The sequence below is a fragment of the Mycolicibacterium iranicum genome (assembly GCF_002101705.1).
GTDB classification, from domain to species: Bacteria; Actinomycetota; Actinomycetes; order Mycobacteriales; family Mycobacteriaceae; genus Mycobacterium; species Mycobacterium iranicum.
The window spans coordinates 530,602-549,468 of the sequence record NZ_LQPC01000047.1; the positions used below are offsets into that span (position 1 = coordinate 530,602).

General features: G+C 67.0%; 16 protein-coding genes. 13 read left to right on the forward strand and 3 right to left on the reverse strand.

The genetic code is table 11. The features are described from left to right. Positions 1-33: 33 nt before the first annotated feature. On the reverse strand, positions 34-1,239 hold the full coding sequence (locus tag AWC12_RS23775; protein ID WP_085177286.1) for a serine hydrolase domain-containing protein: 1,206 nt from the start codon (positions 1,237-1,239) through the stop codon (positions 34-36). Between the two features lie 112 nt (positions 1,240-1,351). Here AWC12_RS23775 and pyrR point away from each other — a divergent pair, with 112 nt between their 5' ends. The 12 genes from pyrR to metK all read left to right on the forward strand — a co-directional run bounded on the left by pyrR (position 1,352) and on the right by metK (position 14,388). Further along, positions 1,352-1,933, forward strand: a complete 582-nt coding sequence (gene pyrR, locus AWC12_RS23780) for a bifunctional pyr operon transcriptional regulator/uracil phosphoribosyltransferase PyrR (RefSeq protein WP_024447646.1) — start codon at positions 1,352-1,354, stop codon at positions 1,931-1,933. Between the two features lie 28 nt (positions 1,934-1,961). Continuing rightward, positions 1,962-2,909, forward strand: a complete 948-nt coding sequence (locus AWC12_RS23785) for an aspartate carbamoyltransferase catalytic subunit (protein WP_024447647.1) — start codon at positions 1,962-1,964, stop codon at positions 2,907-2,909. Continuing rightward, positions 2,906-4,195 (forward strand): dihydroorotase, encoded by a 1,290-nt coding sequence (locus AWC12_RS23790; protein ID WP_024447648.1) that lies wholly within the window; start codon positions 2,906-2,908, stop codon positions 4,193-4,195. The genes AWC12_RS23785 and AWC12_RS23790 overlap by 4 nt, the downstream gene beginning before the upstream one ends. Then, positions 4,192-4,695: a PH-like domain-containing protein gene (locus AWC12_RS23795; protein WP_024447649.1), complete on the forward strand. Its 504-nt coding sequence runs from the start codon at positions 4,192-4,194 to the stop codon at positions 4,693-4,695. The genes AWC12_RS23790 and AWC12_RS23795 overlap by 4 nt, the downstream gene beginning before the upstream one ends. Beyond that, positions 4,692-5,819, forward strand: coding sequence for a glutamine-hydrolyzing carbamoyl-phosphate synthase small subunit (carA, locus tag AWC12_RS23800; RefSeq protein ID WP_085177288.1), 1,128 nt, complete (start codon positions 4,692-4,694; stop codon positions 5,817-5,819). Before AWC12_RS23795 ends, carA begins: the two co-directional genes overlap by 4 nt. Positions 5,820-5,920: 101 nt before the next feature. After that, entirely contained in the window at positions 5,921-9,259 is a 3,339-nt protein-coding gene (gene carB / locus AWC12_RS23805) for a carbamoyl-phosphate synthase large subunit (protein ID WP_085177290.1), read from the forward strand. A 2-nt stretch (positions 9,260-9,261) separates the two neighbouring features. Next, the gene (gene pyrF, locus AWC12_RS23810; protein ID WP_085177292.1) at positions 9,262-10,074 is read left to right on the forward strand and encodes an orotidine-5'-phosphate decarboxylase; all 813 of its coding nucleotides are present in this window, start codon (positions 9,262-9,264) and stop codon (positions 10,072-10,074) included. Positions 10,075-10,466: 392 nt separating this feature from the next. Continuing rightward, positions 10,467-10,784, forward strand: a complete 318-nt coding sequence (mihF, locus tag AWC12_RS23815) for an integration host factor, actinobacterial type (protein WP_003932123.1) — start codon at positions 10,467-10,469, stop codon at positions 10,782-10,784. Between the two features lie 10 nt (positions 10,785-10,794). After that, positions 10,795-11,406: a guanylate kinase gene (gmk, locus tag AWC12_RS23820; RefSeq protein WP_024447653.1), complete on the forward strand. Its 612-nt coding sequence runs from the start codon at positions 10,795-10,797 to the stop codon at positions 11,404-11,406. Between the two features lie 30 nt (positions 11,407-11,436). Continuing rightward, positions 11,437-11,745 (forward strand): DNA-directed RNA polymerase subunit omega, encoded by a 309-nt coding sequence (gene rpoZ / locus AWC12_RS23825; protein WP_024447654.1) that lies wholly within the window; start codon positions 11,437-11,439, stop codon positions 11,743-11,745. Between the two features lie 15 nt (positions 11,746-11,760). After that, complete coding sequence (gene coaBC / locus AWC12_RS23830) at positions 11,761-13,008, forward strand: bifunctional phosphopantothenoylcysteine decarboxylase/phosphopantothenate--cysteine ligase CoaBC (protein ID WP_085177294.1); 1,248 nt, start codon at positions 11,761-11,763, stop codon at positions 13,006-13,008. 171 nt (positions 13,009-13,179) lie between these two features. Continuing rightward, the gene (metK, locus tag AWC12_RS23835) at positions 13,180-14,388 is read left to right on the forward strand and encodes a methionine adenosyltransferase (protein WP_085177295.1); all 1,209 of its coding nucleotides are present in this window, start codon (positions 13,180-13,182) and stop codon (positions 14,386-14,388) included. A gap of 64 nt (positions 14,389-14,452) precedes the next feature. Here the strand turns inward: metK and AWC12_RS23840 are convergent, their stop codons facing one another. Together AWC12_RS23840 and AWC12_RS23845 are read right to left on the reverse strand one after the other, a co-directional pair. Further along, on the reverse strand, positions 14,453-15,943 hold the full coding sequence (locus tag AWC12_RS23840; RefSeq protein WP_085177297.1) for a flavin-containing monooxygenase: 1,491 nt from the start codon (positions 15,941-15,943) through the stop codon (positions 14,453-14,455). Between the two features lie 66 nt (positions 15,944-16,009). After that, on the reverse strand, positions 16,010-16,927 hold the full coding sequence (locus tag AWC12_RS23845) for an alpha/beta hydrolase (protein ID WP_085177299.1): 918 nt from the start codon (positions 16,925-16,927) through the stop codon (positions 16,010-16,012). A 110-nt stretch (positions 16,928-17,037) separates the two neighbouring features. On the opposite strand from AWC12_RS23845, the gene AWC12_RS23850 reads away from it, so the two are divergent. After that, on the forward strand, positions 17,038-17,880 hold the full coding sequence (locus AWC12_RS23850; RefSeq protein ID WP_234814129.1) for a sugar phosphate isomerase/epimerase family protein: 843 nt from the start codon (positions 17,038-17,040) through the stop codon (positions 17,878-17,880). The last annotated feature ends 987 nt before the right edge of the window (positions 17,881-18,867 follow it).

Genomic DNA, 18,867 nt, shown 5'->3' on the forward strand with positions numbered 1-18,867 from the left:
CGACGCTACACCCACGCGCCGACAAGTCGGACGCTAGATATCGAGGCCCTGATAGGTGTTGCGGACGAACTTGGGCTGTGCGCTCTGCAGCTTGGCAAGAGAGGTGTTGCCGGCCACTGCCGCGGCCGCATCCGCGGTGAGGTTGGGCAGATTCTGGATCAAGTAGATGAGGATGACGTCTGCGGAAGGGTCTGCCTGCCACCATGTTCCGTAAGCACCGGGCCACGAGAAGGTGCCGAGTCCACCGGGGCCGAACAGCTGCCGTGACTTTGCGGGGTCGGTCACGACCGAGAGGTTGAGGCCGAAGCCTCGTCCGATCCAGAACGGCGCACCCAGGAAATCGTGCCGCTTCTGCTCATCGGTCAACCGGTCGGTGCGCATCAACGACACGGACTCCTCGGAAAGCACCCGCACCCCGTCGAGAGTTCCTCCTGCCAACAGCATTCGGGCGAAGCGGAGGTAGTCGTCGGCTGTGGACCACAACCCGGCGCCACCAGTGCAGAACGGGGGATCCACGATTGGGGCGGGGCCCATCACGTCGTGGCGCAGGGTGTTGTCCTTATCGAGTTGGTACATGGTCGCCGCGCGGCGCCTTCCGGCGGCGCCGACGCTGAAGCCGGTGTCCGACATGCCCAGTGGGCCGAGGACCCGCTCGGTCAGCACGTCACTCAGCGGCTTGCCCTCGATGCGGGACAGGGCGATGCCCAGAACGTCGGTCGCATGGCTGTAGGTGAGTCGTTCGCCGGGTTGATGGACGAGCGGCAGCGCGGTGAGTTCGGACAGCCACTTGTCCTGGTCCTGGCGGGTGGGAAGTTTGCGGTAGGCGTCCGACAGCGGGCCGAGGACCGAGAACATATAGGCGAGGCCGCTGCGGTGGGTCATCAGGTCGTCAATGGTGATGTGGCGCTGCGCGGGCACGGTCCGGTCGAGCGGACCGCGCGGCTGCGTGAGCACCTGCATATCGGCCAGTTCGGGCAGCCACGTCGCGACGCGGTCGGTCAGCGAAAGCTTTCCCTCCTCGATCAGCGACATGGCGGCAGCCACGGTGATCGGCTTGGTCATCGAGGCAATGCGGAAAATGGTGTCTCGTTGCATCGGCAGCTGCGCGTCGACGTCGCGATACCCGAGCTCGTTGACCTGGCGCACCTCGCCTGCATGCCACACCAGCGTCACGGCTCCGGCCAGTAGTCCCGCGTCGATCGCGTCGACGACGGAAGCCTTGTTGCGGTCGAGGTTCACCCGGCAGAGGCTACCTGCCGGATTTCGGCGGTCGCCTGCTAAGCTCCCCGCAGTTTTCCGACATCCTTTAACGATCCGTCCCGTGAGGCGGAGAAGGAGGTCCGGCTCACACGTGGGCGCGCCAGACCAGACCGGTCACGACCGGGAGTTGATGTCCGCAGCGGACGTCAGCCGAACCATCGCTCGTATTGCGCACCAGATCATCGAGAAGACCGCGCTCGACGGTCCCGACAGCCCGCGCGTCATTCTCCTGGGCATCCCGACCCGCGGCGTCACTCTCGCCACCCGGCTGGCGCGCAACATCGCCGATTTCAGCGGCGTCGATGTCGCCACCGGCGCACTCGACACCACGCTGTACCGCGACGACCTGATGAGCAAGCCGCCCAGGGCTCTTGCGTCCACGTCCATTCCCGACGGTGGCATCGACGGCGCGCTCGTCGTGCTCGTCGACGACGTCCTCTACACCGGCCGCTCGGTGCGCTCGGCCCTCGATGCGCTCCGCGATCTCGGAAGGCCCAAGATCGTCCAGCTGGCCGTGCTCGTCGACCGCGGCCACCGCGAGCTTCCGATCCGCGCCGACTACGTCGGCAAGAACGTGCCGACATCCCGCAGTGAGAACGTCAAAGTCCGGCTGACCGAAGACGACGGACACGACGGCGTCCGCATCGCACCGACCGGAGGTCCCGCCAGGTGATGAGCGCTTGCGCGAAGAGCAGGGGGATATGAAGCATCTGTTGACCGCGGCCGATCTGAGCCGCGACGACGCCACCGCGATCCTCGACAACGCCGACCGGTTCCGCGAGGCGCTGGTTGGCCGCGAGGTCAAGAAGCTGCCGACACTGCGCGGCCGCACCATCATCACGATGTTCTACGAGAATTCCACCCGCACCCGGGTGTCGTTCGAAGTGGCGGGGAAGTGGATGAGCGCCGACGTGATCAACGTCAGCGCCTCGGGATCGTCTGTCGCCAAAGGGGAGTCGCTGCGCGATACCGCACTGACGCTGCGCGCCGCGGGCGCCGACGCGCTGATCCTGCGACACCCCGCCTCGGGTGCACCGCAGCAGCTCGCCGAGTGGACGCACGACGAGGACGGCGGCCCGTCGATCATCAATGCCGGCGACGGCATGCATGAGCATCCGACCCAGGCACTGCTCGACGCGCTGACCATCCGACAGCGGCTCGGCTCGGTCGACGGCAAGCGCGTCGTCATCGTCGGTGACGTCCTGCACAGCCGTGTCGCCCGGTCGAACGTCTCGCTGCTGCACACCCTCGGCGCCGAGGTCGTCCTCGTCGCACCGCCGACGCTGCTGCCGGTCGGTGTTGCGCACTGGCCCGTCACGGTGTCCCACGAGCTCGACGCCGAACTTCCCCTGGCCGACGCGGTGCTGATGTTGCGGGTGCAGGCCGAGCGAATGAACGGCGGCTTTTTCCCGTCATCCCGGGAGTACTCGGTACGCTACGGCCTGTCCGAGAAGCGGCAGGCGCGTTTGGCCGACCATGCGGTGGTGCTCCATCCCGGGCCGATGCTGCGCGGCATGGAGATCGCACACTCGGTCGCTGACTCCTCGCAATCGGCTGTGCTGCAACAGGTTTCCAACGGTGTGCACGTCCGCATGGCGGTGCTCTTCCACCTCCTCGTCGGATCCGAGCAGGAAGCGATCAGCGCATGATTGTTCTGAAGTCCGTGCGTCCCTACGGCGAGGGCGATCCCGTCGACGTGCTGGTGCGCGACGGCCAGATCGCCGAGATCGGCAGCGGGCTGTCTGCTCCGGAAGGCGCCGAGGTCATCGACTGCGCGGGCCAGATCCTGCTTCCCGGTTTCGTCGACCTGCACACGCACCTTCGCGAGCCCGGCCGCGAGTACGCCGAGGACATCGAAACCGGTTCGGCTGCAGCGGCTCTGGGTGGATACACCGCGGTGTTCGCGATGGCCAACACCGATCCGGTCGCCGACACCGCGGTGGTCACCGACCACGTGTGGCACCGGGGTCAGCAGGTCGGTCTCGTTGACGTCCATCCCGTCGGCGCCGTGACGGTCGGCCTGAAGGGAAAGCAGCTCACCGAGATGGGGCTGATGGCTGCCGGCGCGGGTCAGGTCCGGATGTTCTCCGATGACGGTGTGTGCGTGGACGATCCGCTGATCATGCGGCGCGCCTTGGAGTACGCCTCCGGGCTGGGCGTGCTGATCGCCCAGCACGCCGAGGAACCGCGGCTGACCGTCGGCGCCGTCGCCCACGAAGGCCCCAACGCCGCCAAGCTCGGCCTGGCGGGGTGGCCGCGGGCGGCCGAGGAGTCGATCGTCGCCCGCGACGCGCTGCTGGCCCGCGACGCCGGAGCGCGGGTGCACATCTGCCACGCCTCGACCGCGGGCAGCGTGGAGCTCGTGCGCTGGGCCAAGGAGCAGGGCATCTTCATCACCGCCGAGGTCACGCCACATCACCTGCTCCTGGACGACACCCGGCTGCAGTCCTACGACGGGCGCAACCGGGTCAATCCGCCGTTGCGGGAAGCCAGCGACGCCGTCGCCCTGCGTCAAGCCCTCGCCGACGGCGTCATCGACTGTGTCGCAACCGATCACGCTCCCCATGCCGAGCACGAGAAGATGTGCGAGTTCGCCAACGCGCGGCCCGGGATGCTCGGCCTGCAAACCGCGCTGTCCGTTGTCGTCGAGACCATGGTGAACCCCGGTCTGCTGACCTGGCGCGACGTCGCACGCGTGATGAGCGAGGCGCCCGCCCGCATCGTGGGACTGCCCGATCAGGGCAGGCCGCTGGAAGTCGGGGAGCCTGCCAACCTCACCGTCATCGACCCGAACGCATCGTGGACGGTGGACGGCTCGGCATTGGCCAGTCGCTCGGACAACACGCCCTACGAGGACATGGAATTGCCCGCGTCCGTCACTGTGACGTTGCTGCGCGGCACGATCACCGCCCGGGACGGGAAGGTCAGCTGGTGAACACCCCGACACTGGTCGCCTCGCTCGTCATGGCGGGAGTGCTGGCGCTGCTGATCGCGGTGCTGATCCACGCGATGATGCGCGGATGGCGCCACCGTATCGAGCGGCAGGCGCAGATGGTGGGGACGATGCCGCCGCTGCCCGACACCGTCGGTCCGGCGCTCGTTCCGGCCACCAAGGGTTTGTACGTGGGCAGCACCTTGGTACCGCATTGGAACGACCGGGTCGCCGCCGGCGACCTCGGCTTCCGCGCAAAGGCCGTCCTCACCCGTTATCCCGAAGGAATCATGTTGCAGCGCACCGGAGCCGGGCCGATATGGATCCCCGACGATTCGATCTCGGCGATCCGCACCGAAAAGAATCTGGCCGGTAAGGCCCTCACCCACGAGGGCATCCTCGCGATCCGCTGGCGCCTGCCGTCCGGTGTCGAGATCGACACCGGTTTCCGCGCCGACGACCGCCGTGACTACCTGAAGTGGCTCCCCGAGGAGGTCGCATGACTACACACAAAGCCGTCCTGGTTCTGGAAGACGGCCGCGTCTTCACCGGCACACCGTTCGGCGCAGTCGGTCAGACCTTGGGCGAGGCCGTGTTCTCGACGGGCATGTCGGGATACCAGGAGACGCTGACCGACCCCAGCTACCACCGGCAGATTGTCGTCGCAACCGCGCCGCAGATCGGTAACACCGGGTGGAACCTTGAGGACGGCGAGAGCCGCGGCGACAAGATCTGGGTCGCCGGGTACGCGGTCCGCGATCCGTCTCCGCGGGCCTCGAACTGGCGGGCCACCACCACCCTCGACGACGAACTCCAACGTCAGGGAATCGTCGGTATCGCGGGCATCGACACCAGGGCGGTGGTGCGTCACCTGCGCAGCCTCGGTTCCATGAAAGCCGGCGTGTTCAGCGGGCCCGCTGCCGAGTCGCCCGTCGACGAACTGGTGGCCCGAGTCCGTGCCCAGGAGTCGATGCTCGGCGCCGACCTGGCCGGCGAGGTCAGCACCGACGCGGACTACATCGTGGAACCCGAAGGGCAGCACAGGTTCACCGTCGCCGCACTGGACCTCGGCATCAAGACCAACACGCCGCGAAACTTCACCAGGCGCGGTGTGCGCAGCGTGGTGCTGCCGTCGTCAACGACCTTCGACCAGATCGCCGACCTCAAACCCGACGGTGTATTCCTGTCCAACGGGCCAGGCGACCCGGCCGCCGCGGATCACATTGTGGCGGTGACCCGTGAGGTGCTCGGTGCCGGCATCCCGCTGTTCGGCATCTGCTTCGGCAATCAGATCCTGGGCCGTGCTATGGGTTTGTCGACGTACAAGATGGTCTTCGGGCACCGCGGCATCAACATCCCGGTCATGGACCACGCGACCGGACGGGTGGCGATCACCGCGCAGAATCACGGGTTCGCCCTCGAGGGAGAGGCCGGTCAGACGTTCGACACCGAATTCGGCCAGGCCGAAGTCAGCCACACCTGCGCCAACGACGGTGTGGTGGAAGGTGTTCGGCTGTCCAACGGTCGCGCCTTCTCAGTGCAGTACCACCCCGAGGCGGCCGCGGGACCGCGCGACGCCGAGTATCTGTTCGACCAGTTCGTGGATCTGATGGCGGACGGCAAATGACAGTGGGAGCACAGCCGTCGCGCGTGAGGGTGCGCATTTGTACAAACTTCCGCGGAGTGTCGTGTGCAGACACGCGCGCTCGCGGTGAAAGGGGACAGTAGATGCCGCGTCGCTCAGACCTTAACCACGTCCTGGTGATCGGGTCGGGCCCGATCCTCATCGGGCAGGCCGCCGAGTTCGATTACTCAGGCACCCAGGCGTGCCGCGTGCTGCGGGCCGAAGGCCTTGAGGTCACGCTGATCAACTCCAACCCGGCGACGATCATGACCGATCCCGAATACGCCGACCACACCTACGTCGAGCCGATCACCGCGGACTTCGTCGAGAAGGTCATCGCCCAGCAGGCCGAGCGCGGCAACAAGATCGACGCGCTGCTGGCCACCCTCGGCGGACAGACCGCCCTGAACACGGCGGTCAAGCTCTACGAGACGGGCATCCTCGAAAAGTACGGCGTCGAGATGATCGGCGCGGACTTCGATGCCATCCAGCGCGGCGAGGACAGGCAGAAATTCAAGGACATCGTCAGCAAGGTGGGAGGGGAGTCGGCCAAGTCCAGAGTGTGCTTCACGATGGACGAGGTCCGCGAAACCGTTGCCGACGTGGGTCTGCCCGTGGTCGTGCGGCCCAGCTTCACGATGGGTGGCCTCGGTTCGGGTATGGCGTACTCGGTCGAAGAGGTCGAGCGGATGGCCGGCGAGGGCCTGGCTGCCTCCCCGACGGCCAACGTGCTGATCGAGGAGTCCATCTTCGGCTGGAAAGAGTACGAACTGGAGCTGATGCGTGACCACCACGACAACGTTGTGGTCGTCTGCTCCATCGAGAACTTCGACCCGATGGGCGTGCACACCGGCGACTCGGTGACCGTCGCTCCGGCGATGACGCTCACCGATCGCGAATACCAGACGATGCGCACGCTGGGCATCGAGATCCTGCGCGAGGTCGGGGTCGACACGGGCGGCTGCAACATCCAGTTCGCCGTGAACCCGAAAGACGGTCGCCTGATCGTCATCGAGATGAACCCTCGGGTGTCGCGCTCGTCGGCGCTGGCCTCCAAGGCGACAGGCTTCCCGATCGCCAAGATCGCCGCCAAGCTGGCCATCGGCTACACGCTCGACGAGATCGTCAACGACATCACCAAGGAGACGCCGGCTTGCTTCGAGCCGACACTCGACTATGTCGTGGTCAAGGCTCCCCGGTTCGCGTTCGAGAAGTTCCCCGGCGCCGACGCAACCCTGACCACGACGATGAAGTCGGTCGGGGAGGCGATGTCGTTGGGCCGCAACTTCATCGAGGCCCTCGGCAAGGTGATGCGTTCGCTGGAGACCGGCAGGGCCGGTTTCTGGACGGGGGAGGACCCCGACGGCGATATGACCGAGGTCCTCAACCGGCTCCGCACCCCCACCGACGGGCGACTCTACGACCTGGAGTACGCGCTGCGCCTGGGAGCGACCGTCGAGGAAGTCGCCGAACACTCCGGTGTCGACCCGTGGTTCGTCGAGCAGATCGCCGGGCTGGTCGCATTGCGCGCAGAACTCATCGACGCACCGGTGCTGGAGGCCGAGCTTCTGCGCCGCTGCAAACACCACGGACTCTCGGACCGGCAGATCGCGGCGCTGCGACCGGAGTTGGCGGGGGAGATGGGTGTGCGCTCGCTACGTCAGCGGCTCGGCATCCATCCCGTCTACAAGACCGTCGACACCTGCGCCGCCGAATTCGAGGCCAAGACGCCCTACCACTACAGCAGCTACGAACTCGATCCGGCGGCCGAGACCGAGGTAGCGCCGCAGGCCGAGCGGCCCAAAGTGCTCATCCTCGGATCGGGACCCAACCGCATCGGCCAGGGCATCGAGTTCGACTACAGCTGTGTGCACGCCGCGACGACGCTGAGCCAGGCCGGCTTCGAGACGGTGATGATCAACTGCAACCCCGAGACGGTGTCGACCGACTACGACACCGCCGACCGGCTGTACTTCGAACCGCTCACGTTCGAGGACGTACTGGAGATCTATTACGCCGAACAGGCCTCCGGTGCAGGAGGTCCCGGCGTGGTCGGCGTCATCGTGCAGTTGGGCGGGCAGACCCCGCTCGGGCTGGCGGAGCGGCTGGAGAAGGCAGGCGTGCCCATCGTCGGCACCAAGCCAGAGGCCATCGACCTTGCCGAGGACCGCGGTGAGTTCGGCGAGGTGTTGCGCCGCGCCGGTCTGCCCGCGCCGCGCTTCGGCATGGCGACAAGCTTCGACCAGGCCCGCCGCATCGCCGCCGAGATCGGCTACCCCGTGCTGGTGCGGCCGTCCTACGTGCTGGGCGGGCGCGGTATGGAGATCGTCTACGACGAGGACACGCTCGAGGGCTACATCACCAGGGCCACCCAGCTTTCGCCCGAACACCCGGTGCTCGTCGACCGCTTCCTTGAGGACGCGATCGAGATCGACGTGGACGCGCTGTGCGACGGCAGCGAGGTCTACATCGGCGGGGTGATGGAGCACATCGAGGAGGCCGGTATCCACTCGGGCGACTCCGCATGCGCCCTGCCCCCGGTGACACTGGGCCGCAGCGACATCGACGCGGTACGCCGCGCGACCGAGGCGATCGCCTTCGGGATCGGCGTCGTCGGCCTGCTCAACGTGCAGTACGCGCTCAAGGACGACGTCCTCTACGTCCTGGAAGCCAATCCCCGCGCCAGCCGCACTGTGCCGTTCGTGTCCAAGGCCACCGCGGTGCCGCTGGCCAAGGCATGCGCGCGAGTCATGCTGGGCGCCACCATCGCCGAACTGCGTGAAGAAGGCGTGCTGGCGAAGACCGGCGACGGTGCCACCACGGCGCGCAGCGCCCCGGTCGCGGTGAAGGAGGCCGTCCTGCCGTTCCACCGGTTCCGCAAATCCGACGGCAGCCAGATCGACTCGCTGCTCGGCCCCGAAATGAAGTCGACCGGTGAGGTGATGGGCATCGCCCATGACTTCGGCAGCGCGTTCGCCAAGAGTCAGACCGCCGCGTACGGGTCGCTGCCCGCACAGGGCACGGTCTTCGTGTCGGTGGCCAACCGGGACAAGCGTTCGCTGGTGTTCCCTGTGAAGCGTCTCGCCGACCTCGGATTCAAGATCCTGGCCACCGAGGGCACCGCGGAGATGTTGCGGCGCAACGGAATTCCGTGTGACGAGGTGCGCAAGCACTTTGAACAGCCCAGCCCGGACCGGCCTGCACTCTCCGCGGTCGACGCCATCAAGGCCGGGCAGGTCGACATGGTGCTCAACACCCCGTACGGAAATTCGGGGCCGCGCATCGACGGCTACGAGATCCGCTCGGCGGCGGTGTCGATGAACATTCCGTGCGTGACGACAGTGCAGGGTGCCTCGGCGGCAGTCCAGGGCATCGAGGCGGGTATCCGCGGCGACATCGGCGTGATGTCGCTGCAGGAACTGCACAGCACTCTGGGTTCCTGACCGTGAACGGGTTCGGTGACCGCCTGACCGCTGCGATCGCGTCGCGCGGTCCGCTGTGCCTAGGCATCGACCCGCACCCCGAACTGCTGCGCGCGTGGGGTCTCGGCGTGGACGCCGAAGGCCTGGCGAGGTTCAGCGACATCTGTGTGCAGGCGTTCGGCGGCTTCGCGGTGGTGAAGCCCCAGGTGGCGTTCTTCGAGGCATACGGATCGGCGGGCTATGCGGTGCTGGAGAACACCATCGCCGCTCTGCGCGACGCGGGCGTGCTGGTGCTGGCCGACGCCAAACGTGGTGACATCGGCTCGACGATGGCGGCGTACGCCGCCGCGTGGGCAGGGGAGTCCCCGCTGACGTCCGACGCCGTGACGGCCTCGCCCTATCTGGGCTTCGGATCGCTGCAGCCGCTGCTCGACGTCGCCCTCGCACACGGTCGCGGTGTCTTCGTGCTCGCGGCGACGTCGAACCCCGAGGGGGCGTCCGTCCAGCGCGCCGACGCACAGGGCCGCACGGTCGCCCAGTCGATCGTCGACGCCGCCGCCGCCGTCAACGGTTCCGGCGGTCCCGGTTCGGTCGGTGTGGTCGTCGGGGCGACGCTGACCTCTCCTCCCGACGTCAGCGCGCTGAACGGCCCGGTTCTCGTGCCCGGGGTCGGCGCCCAGGGTGGCCGTCCCGAGGCGCTGGCAGGCCTCGGAGGGGCCAAAGCCGGGCAACTGCTGCCCGCCGTCTCACGCGAGGTGTTGCGTGCGGGTCCGGACATCTCAGCGCTGCGAGACGCCGCCGCGCGGATGCGAGACACCGTCGCGTACCTCGCCTGAGCTGCCTTCGTTACCGGGCCGTGGCCGAACCGCGACACGCCCGACACGCTTGACCAGGGAAAATTCTCAGGCCGCCGGACACTTGTCGCCCGCCGTGCGGGAAGGCGGCGCCGACCGCCATTGCGCCCACACCGCTGATCCTGCACGAAAACCCACGATAACCAGGTAGTTTGCCGCGGGCCTGAGTTGCTGGGCGCACCCCGCTGTTTCGCCGGTCCCGCCGTGCCGTGACAGGCCAGCCCGGCCTACACGCTGGGCTTTTGACCCGGCAACCCGGGGGTGGGGTTAGCTTTCGTCAGCGTGCGTGGGTACGGTCGTCCACGCTGGCTGGTTATGGTTCCGCCACTACCAGCCGAGACAAATCAGTAATGGTGACGAAGACGGAGGAACCCGTGGCCCTTCCCCAGTTGACCGACGAACAGCGCGCGGCAGCGTTGGAGAAGGCTGCTGCCGCGCGGCGAGCGCGAGCCGAGCTCAAAGACCGGCTCAAGCGCGGCGGCACCAACCTCAAGCAGGTGCTCAAGGACGCCGAGACCGACGAGGTCTTGGGCAAGATGAAGGTTTCCGCACTCCTGGAGGCTCTGCCGAAGGTCGGCAAGGTCAAGGCGCAGGAAATCATGACCGAGCTCGAGATCGCCCCGACCCGCCGCCTGCGCGGCCTGGGTGATCGTCAGCGCAAGGCCCTGCTGGAAAAGTTCGACTTCTCGTAAAGGGAGGTCAGTGAGCGAAGGCGGAGGGCCGGACGACGCGTCCAGGGCCGCGGTCCTGGTGTTGTCCGGCCCGTCTGCCGTCGGGAAGTCCACTGTCGTCCGTTGTGTGCGGGAGCGTGTCGCCGACCTGTACTTCAGCGTGTCGGTGACGACGCGCGCGCCGCGCCCCGGCGAGGTCGACGGAGTGGACTACAGCTTCGTGACGGCAGAGCAGTTTCAGCAGCTCATCGATGACGACGCCCTGCTCGAATGGGCGGAGATCCACGGTGGGCTGCACCGCTCGGGGACTCCCGCCGCACCCGTTCGTGCGGCGACGGCGTCCGGACGCCCGGTGCTGATCGAGGTGGACCTCGCCGGCGCGCGAGCGGTCAAGCAGGCGATGCCCGACGCCACCACGGTCTTTCTCGCCCCGCCCAATTGGGAGGCGCTGGAGAGCCGCTTGGTCGGCCGCGGGACCGAGACGCCCGAGGCGATGGCCCGGCGGTTGCAGACGGCAAAGGCCGAACTGGCCGCCCAGGGCGACTTCGACGTGGTGGTCGTCAACAGTCAATTGGAGTCTGCCTGCGCAGAATTGGTAGCCTTGCTGGTGGCCCACGCGCCGGTACGGCGCGATCAGCCCTAATATCCAGAACTTTTTCAGGAGAATTTCTACGTGAGCACCCCCGATACGCGGCTCGCCGCGGTGGACATCGATCCGTCCGCCGCCAGCGCCTACGACACGCCGCTGGGCATCACCAACCCGCCCATCGACGAGTTGCTGGACCGCGCGTCGAGCAAGTATGCGCTGGTCATCTACGCCGCCAAGCGTGCTCGCCAGATCAACGACTACTACAACCAGCTCGGCGACGGCATCCTCGAATACGTCGGACCGCTGGTCGAGCCGGGTCTGCAGGAGAAGCCGCTCTCGATCGCCATGCGTGAGATCCACGGCGACCTCCTCGAACACACCGAGGGCGAGTAACCGGCGGGCCAGGGGGTGGCTGCCAAGCGGATCATCGTCGGCGTCGCCGGCGGAATCGCCGCCTACAAGGCGGCGACCGTCGTCCGTCAGCTCACCGAGGCCGGACACTCCGTCCGAGTCGTCCCGACCGAATCCGCTCTCAAATTCGTCGGTGCCGCGACGTTCGAGGCGCTCTCCGGAAACCCGGTGCACACCGGGGTTTTCGAGGATGTCCACGAGGTCCCGCACGTTCGCATCGGCCAAGCCGCCGACCTCGTCGTCGTGGCCCCCGCCACCGCAGACCTGCTCGCTCGCGCCGCGAGCGGCCGTGCCGACGACCTCTTGACCGCCACGTTGCTGACCGCCCGATGTCCGGTGCTGTACGCGCCGGCCATGCACACCGAGATGTGGCTGCATCCCGCGACCGTCGAGAACGTCGCGACGCTGCGCCGGCGCGGGGCGATCGTGATGGAGCCCGCCTCGGGCCGGCTGACGGGCGCCGACACCGGACCGGGCCGCCTGCCCGAAGCCGAAGAGATCACCACGCTGTCTCAGCTGCTGCTCGCGCGCGGCGACGCGTTGCCGTACGACCTCGCCGGAGTCAAGGTGCTGGTGACCGCGGGCGGAACCCGCGAACCGATCGACCCCGTGCGCTTCATCGGCAACCGCAGCTCGGGAAAGCAGGGCTATGCGATGGCCCGCGTGATGGCCCAGCGCGGCGCGGAGGTGACGCTGATCGCCGGTAACACCGCAGGCCTGATCGATCCGGCGGGAGTGCACGTCACCCATGTCGGTTCGGCTGCGCAGCTCAAAGACGCCGTATCCAAACATGCGCCGGACGCGAACGTTCTGGTGATGGCCGCCGCCGTTGCTGATTTCCGGCCTGCACATCCGGCCACGAGCAAGATCAAGAAGGGGCCCGCCAGCGAAGGCGAGCCGACGATCGAACTCGTCCGCAACGACGATGTCCTCGCCGGCGCGGTCCGCGCCCGTCAGGACGGCCAGCTCCCGAACATGGCGGCCATCGTCGGGTTCGCAGCAGAGACCGGCGACGCCAACGGCGACGTCCTGTTCCACGCCAGGGCGAAGCTGAAGCGCAAAGGATGCGATCTGCTGGTGGTCAACGCCGTGGGCGAGAACCGGGCATTCGAAGTCGACCACAACGACGGGTGGCTGTTGTCGGCCGACGGGGCAGAGGCCGCGTTGGAACACGGGTCGAAGACCGTGATCGCGAGCCGTATTGTGGACGCGATCGTGGCTTTCCTGCACACCGGTGCAAGGTAGGCGACGAGCACACATCGTCAGCATGCGCGTAAGGGTTGCGCGCAGCGGGGGGACACGCTTGGGTGCTAAAGGCGCCGGAGTCTCGTGCCATCGCGACAGGTATAGGTTGACTGACACGTATCAGTTGACTGACTAACTATCTCAGGCGTGCTTGAGTGAAAGGGATCGAACGTGAGTGAAGCTCGGCTGTTTACCAGTGAGTCGGTGACCGAAGGGCACCCCGACAAGATCTGTGACGCCATCAGCGACTCGGTGCTGGACGCTCTGCTCGCCGGCGACCCGAAGTCGCGCGTGGCCGTCGAAACTCTGGTGACCACCGGCCAGGTGCATGTTGTGGGCGAGGTGACCACCACGGCCAAGGAGGCGTTCGCCGACATCACCAACACCGTTCGGGCCCGGGTCCTCGACATCGGCTACGACCACTCCGACAAGGGCTTCGACGGCCTCACCTGCGGCGTGAACATCGGCATCGGTGCGCAGTCGCCCGACATCGCGCAGGGCGTCGACACCGCCCACGAGACGCGCGTCGAGGGTGCAGGCGATCCGCTCGACGCCCAGGGCGCGGGCGACCAGGGCTTGATGTTCGGCTACGCCATCGCCGACACCCCCGAGCTGATGCCGCTGCCGATCGCGCTGGCGCATCGGTTGTCGCGCAAGCTCACCGAGGTCCGCAAGAACGGCACCCTCGACTATCTGCGTCCCGACGGCAAGACCCAGGTGACGGTGCAGTACGACGGCACCACCCCGGTACGCCTCGACACCGTCGTCCTGTCGACCCAGCATGCCGACGGCGTCGATCTGGACAGCCAGCTGACCCCGGAGATCAAGCAGCATGTCATCGACGCTGTGCTCACCGAACTGGCTCACGACACCCTCGACACCTCGGCGCCGCGCATCCTGGTCAACCCGACCGGCAAGTTCGTGCTCGGCGGGCCGATGGGCGACGCAGGCCTGACCGGCCGCAAGATCATCGTCGACACCTACGGCGGGTGGGCCCGTCACGGCGGCGGCGCGTTCTCCGGTAAAGATCCGTCGAAGGTCGACCGGTCCGCCGCGTACGCGATGCGCTGGGTGGCCAAGAACGTCGTCGCAGCCGGCCTGGCCCAGCGCGTCGAGGTCCAGGTCGCCTACGCCATCGGCAAGGCGGCCCCGGTCGGTCTGTTCGTCGAGACGTTCGGTTCGGAGACCGTGGATCCGGTCAAGATCGAGAAGGCGATCGGCGAGGTGTTCGACCTGCGTCCCGGCGCGATCATCCGCGACCTGGATCTGCTGCGCCCGATCTACGCGCCCACGGCCGCCTACGGTCACTTCGGCCGCACCGACATCGAACTGCCCTGGGAGCAGCTCGACAAGGTCGACGATCTGAAGTCCGCGGTCTAGACGCTTACCTCGGATGCCCCGTGGCCTTGCCCGCCACGGGGCTTTCGCGTCTATAGATGCGTCCCTAGGACGCGAACGTGTAGTCGTCGATCGGGAACCGGCGACTACGCCACAGGGCTTCGATCGTGCTGGCCGGACGCAGCGGAACATCGCCGTTCTTGTCGAAGTAATAGCTGTTGGCCAGCCGGCAGCTGTCCTGCCAGAAGATCTGCCGATGCCGCTTGCGCATCATCTCCGCGAAATACCGGTCGTTGGCTTCCCGGCGCACCTCGACGCGGAGGGCGCCGCGACCCCTGGCCGCTTCCAGGCAACGCACGATGTGGCCGGTCTGGGCTTCGATGAGCGCGAAGTATGACGACCCGACATACCCGTAGGGCCCGAACACCGTGAAGAAGTTCGGGAAGCCCGGCACGCTCACGCCTTCGTAGGCCTGCATCCGATTCTCGTCCCAGAACCGGGCGAGCGAATTCCCGCCCGATCCGATCACCGAAAATGTCGGCACGTTCGCTGTGTCAAGCACTTTGAACCCCGTCGCGAGGATCAGCACATCGACGTCGCGCAGGGCGCCGTCATCGGTGGCGACCCCGGAGCCGGTGATCTTGTCGATCGGCTCGGTGACCAGTTCGACGTTGTCGCGATTGAACGTCGACAGGTAGGTGTTGTGAAACCCGGGCCGCTTGCAGCCGACCGCGTAGCGGGGCGTGAGCTTGTCGCGGACCTCCGGATCTTCGACCTGCTTGCGCAGGTACGCCTCGCCGAGTGAGCCCATTCGCTTGGCCATCGGGTTGACCGTGAAGTACTGCGCGGCAAGGGTGAATGTCAGCTCGACATAGGCCTGGCTGACGACGCGCTGCAACGTCTGACCGAACGGCAGCCGCATCATCGTCCTGGCTGCCTTCGACAGCGGCACGTCGAACTTCGGGAAGCACCAGATCGGGGTGCGCTGAAACACACTCAGCTGCTTGACAATCGGCGCGATCTCGGGGATCACCTGAACCGCCGATGCGCCGGTGCCGATGATCGCGACGCGTTTACCGGTCAGATCCTGCTCGTGGTCCCAGCGTGCCGTGTGCATGGTGACGCCGGCGAACGAGTCGACGCCCGGGATGTCGGGCAGATTCGGGACGGTCAGTGCGCCACTGGCATTGACCAGGAACCGCGCGGTCACCTCGGTGGTGGTGCCGCCAGATTCCAGCGCGATGCGCCAGATCCCTTCGGCGTCATCGAATTCGGCGGTGCGGACCTTCGTCGAGAATCTGATCCTGGGCCGCAGGCCGTACTTGTCGACGCAGTGCGCCGCATAAGCCTTGAGCTCATGGCCCGGCGCATAGGTGCGCGACCAGGCGGTGCTCTTCTCGAACGAGAACTGATAGGAGAACGACGGGATGTCCACCGCGATCCCGGGGTAGGTGTTCCAGTACCACGTGCCGCCGGCTTCCTCACCCGCCTCGATGACCAGGTAGTCGGGCATCCCTGCACGGTCGAGCTGGATCGCGGTCCCGATCCCCGAGAATCCGGCACCGACGATCACCGTTTCGTGATCAGGCACAGTCATGCGACCTCCCCGCGTACGACCATAACGCCACCGGGGCCGGCGTCCGGCGGCTTTGACGTCGCGGAATTACGCCAACGCGGCGCGCAGCGCCTGCAGGCCGCGTTCGGTGGCTTCGGTCGCGGCTGGCACGATTCCGGCGTAGCCGAGATAGCCGTGGACCAGGGTTTCGGCGAGGTGGAGTTCGACCGGCACCCCGGCGGCATCCAGCAGTTCGGCGTAGCGGGCGCCGTCGTCGCGCAGTGGGTCGTGCCCCGCGACAGCGATGTAGGCCGGGGGCAGTCCCGCCAGTTCCCCGCGCGCCGGCACCAGCGTGACGGGCGGGTCCGTCAGGTCCAGGTCGCCGACGTACCAACGGCTGAAGCCCTTGCATGACGCGAGGTCCAGGATCGGCGCGTTGGCGTTCTCGGCGAAGGACGGCAGCGAGGTGTCGAAGGTCGTCGAGGGATACCACAGCAGCTGGAACCGCAACGGTATCCCGGCGTCGCGGGCCGACTGGGCGACGACGGCAGCGAGATTTCCGCCCGCGGAATCACCGGCGACCGCAATGCGGCTCGCGTCCACGCCGATCTCCGCCGCGCTCGCCGTCAGCCATTGCGCGGCTGCCCACACGTCCTCGACCGCAGCGGGGAAGGGGTGTTCCGGGGCGAGCCGGTAGTCGACCGCGATCACGACGGCGTCGGCGCCGGCGGCGTGCATGCGCGCCTGGCCGTCGTAGGTGTCGAGGTCCCCGACGGTCCACCCGCCGCCGTGGATGAAGACCACTGCTGGCAGCGTCGGCGCGTCCGATGCAGGACGGTAGATGCGCACGGCGAGCGGGCCTCCTGGACCGTCGATGAGGCGGTCCTGCGTTTCGACCTCGGGAAGGATCGGGCTGCGCGGAAGTTCGTTGAAACGCTGCCGGGCCTGCTCGGGGCCGCCGTCCGTCGTGAGCTGGAACGGAACGACCTCAAGGACCTGCTGTAGCACGGGATCAAGGGGGGCCATGGCACACACCGTACGCACTCCCGCCCTCGCCCCCCAGCCGCCGGACGTAGCCCCCTATGGCGGCGGCGTTTCCTCGACAATCGACGAATCCGAAGGAAGAGAGGATCGTCGTGAGGGCTCCGTCCGGCCATCGGCCCATCTCGCTGGCCCCGTTGACCGTCTTGGAACTCAGCCCTCCAGAACTGGTGGCATGCGCCGCCGAGGCCGGCTACGACGCTGTCGGCCTGAGACTGATCCGGGCCACCGAGGACGAGCCGCTGCGCCCGACGATCGGGTCGACACCGATGATCCGCGAAACGCGAAAGCGACTCGACGACACCGGGCTGTTCCTTCTCGACATCGAGGTGTTGCGGCTCCGCCCGGACACCAACGTGCGCGATGAGTTTGGTGCGTTCCTGGAGACCGGCGCCTATCTGGGCGCCCAGCAGATCCTGGTCACCGGCAACGATCCGGACCACAGGCGTCTCGCTGACAATCTGGCCGAACTCGGGCACTTTGCAGAGGAATTCGGTATGACACCGAACCTTGAACCGATGCCGTGGACCGATGTCCGCGATCTCGATGAGGCCGCCGTGATCGTTCGCCGCTGCCACGGTAGCGCCGTCGGCGTGCTGGTCGACGCGCTCCATTACGACCGTGCGCTGGCCACGCCCGAGGATCTGCGAGCGCTGCCGGCCGAGTGGATGCGGTACGTGCAGATCTGCGACGCGGTGCTGCCGCGGCCGAAGGCGATCGACGAGTTGCGCCATCAGGGCCGCAACGCCCGGCTCTTTCCCGGCGAGGGCTGCATCGGTCTGGTGGCAATGCTCCAGGCGCTGCCCACCGTGCCTGCGAGTGTCGAGGCGCCGATCGAGTGGAAGGCCCCGCCTGGGGTGCGGGCCCGTGCCGCCCTGCGGGCCGCCCGCGTCGTCGTCGCACGGGCCGACGCGGGTCGGCCACAATTGTCTGCGTGACGGATGGCCTGACACCGCGCTACTCAGGCCAACTCGGAGGTAACCGCTCGCGTCCTCCGCTCACGGTAGCGCGGATTCCATGCGTCGCCATCTTTTTGAACGGGGCCGACTCGATGCGCGCTGAGACGTTCTCCGTGGGGCAAACTCGTTGTCTTTTTGCGGCAAAGGCTAACGACAGAACTAGTTGCTAGAAATGCGCGTATCGTGTCGATCGACGGTGTGCAACTGGCGGTAGGCAGCGACGTGCCAACCTTCAGTAGGCAGGCCAGAACGGCGCACGTCTATCAAACTAGCGATGCTTGCTATAGGGTCACCGACACGGGATCACAACGGTCTCATGTTCGCGGACATTCATCTGAGCTACGGCGAGGGTTACCGCGAAGTCGTCAGGCACCCGAGGTCTGCGCGCACACCGTGACCCCAGTCAATAGCAACTGACTAGGAGAGCTGCTGCGTGGCGGGAATTGTCCGGGGACCCTCGCGGCCCGCGACGCCCGACCGGGCGTTCTTCGCCGCAATTTCAGTAACCGCATTCCGAGCCAGACTTGCCGCGATCGGTGAATCCGGGCGGAGCCCACGCGTCAGATGACGACGACCCTATGACGGGCATTGAGCTCGCTCGCCGAAATGCGCAGGACCGGATGATGCGCCGGACACGTTTCAGAGCCGCGCGCCAAGTCCCATGGAATCGAGTGGCCGTGTCGTACTTTTCTCATCGGTGCTACTACGAGGGTCGAAGCAAGGCCATCCTCAGCCGGCTGCGCGGCCGGCGATCCTTGATAGAGATCGAACGCGTCTTCACGACCAGGATGCTGCCTTCCGGTATGAGGCACATCCTCAGGCACCACCTTCGCGCGCCAGCAGCCGTAGCGGGAGTGCTCGTCACCGCCATCGGTTACCCCGTCAGTCCCGTTCATTCGGGACGAACGCCTTCGAGTCGATAATGCTCGGTGCGTCAGGCTGGCTAGTCAACCCGCGTGTCACTGG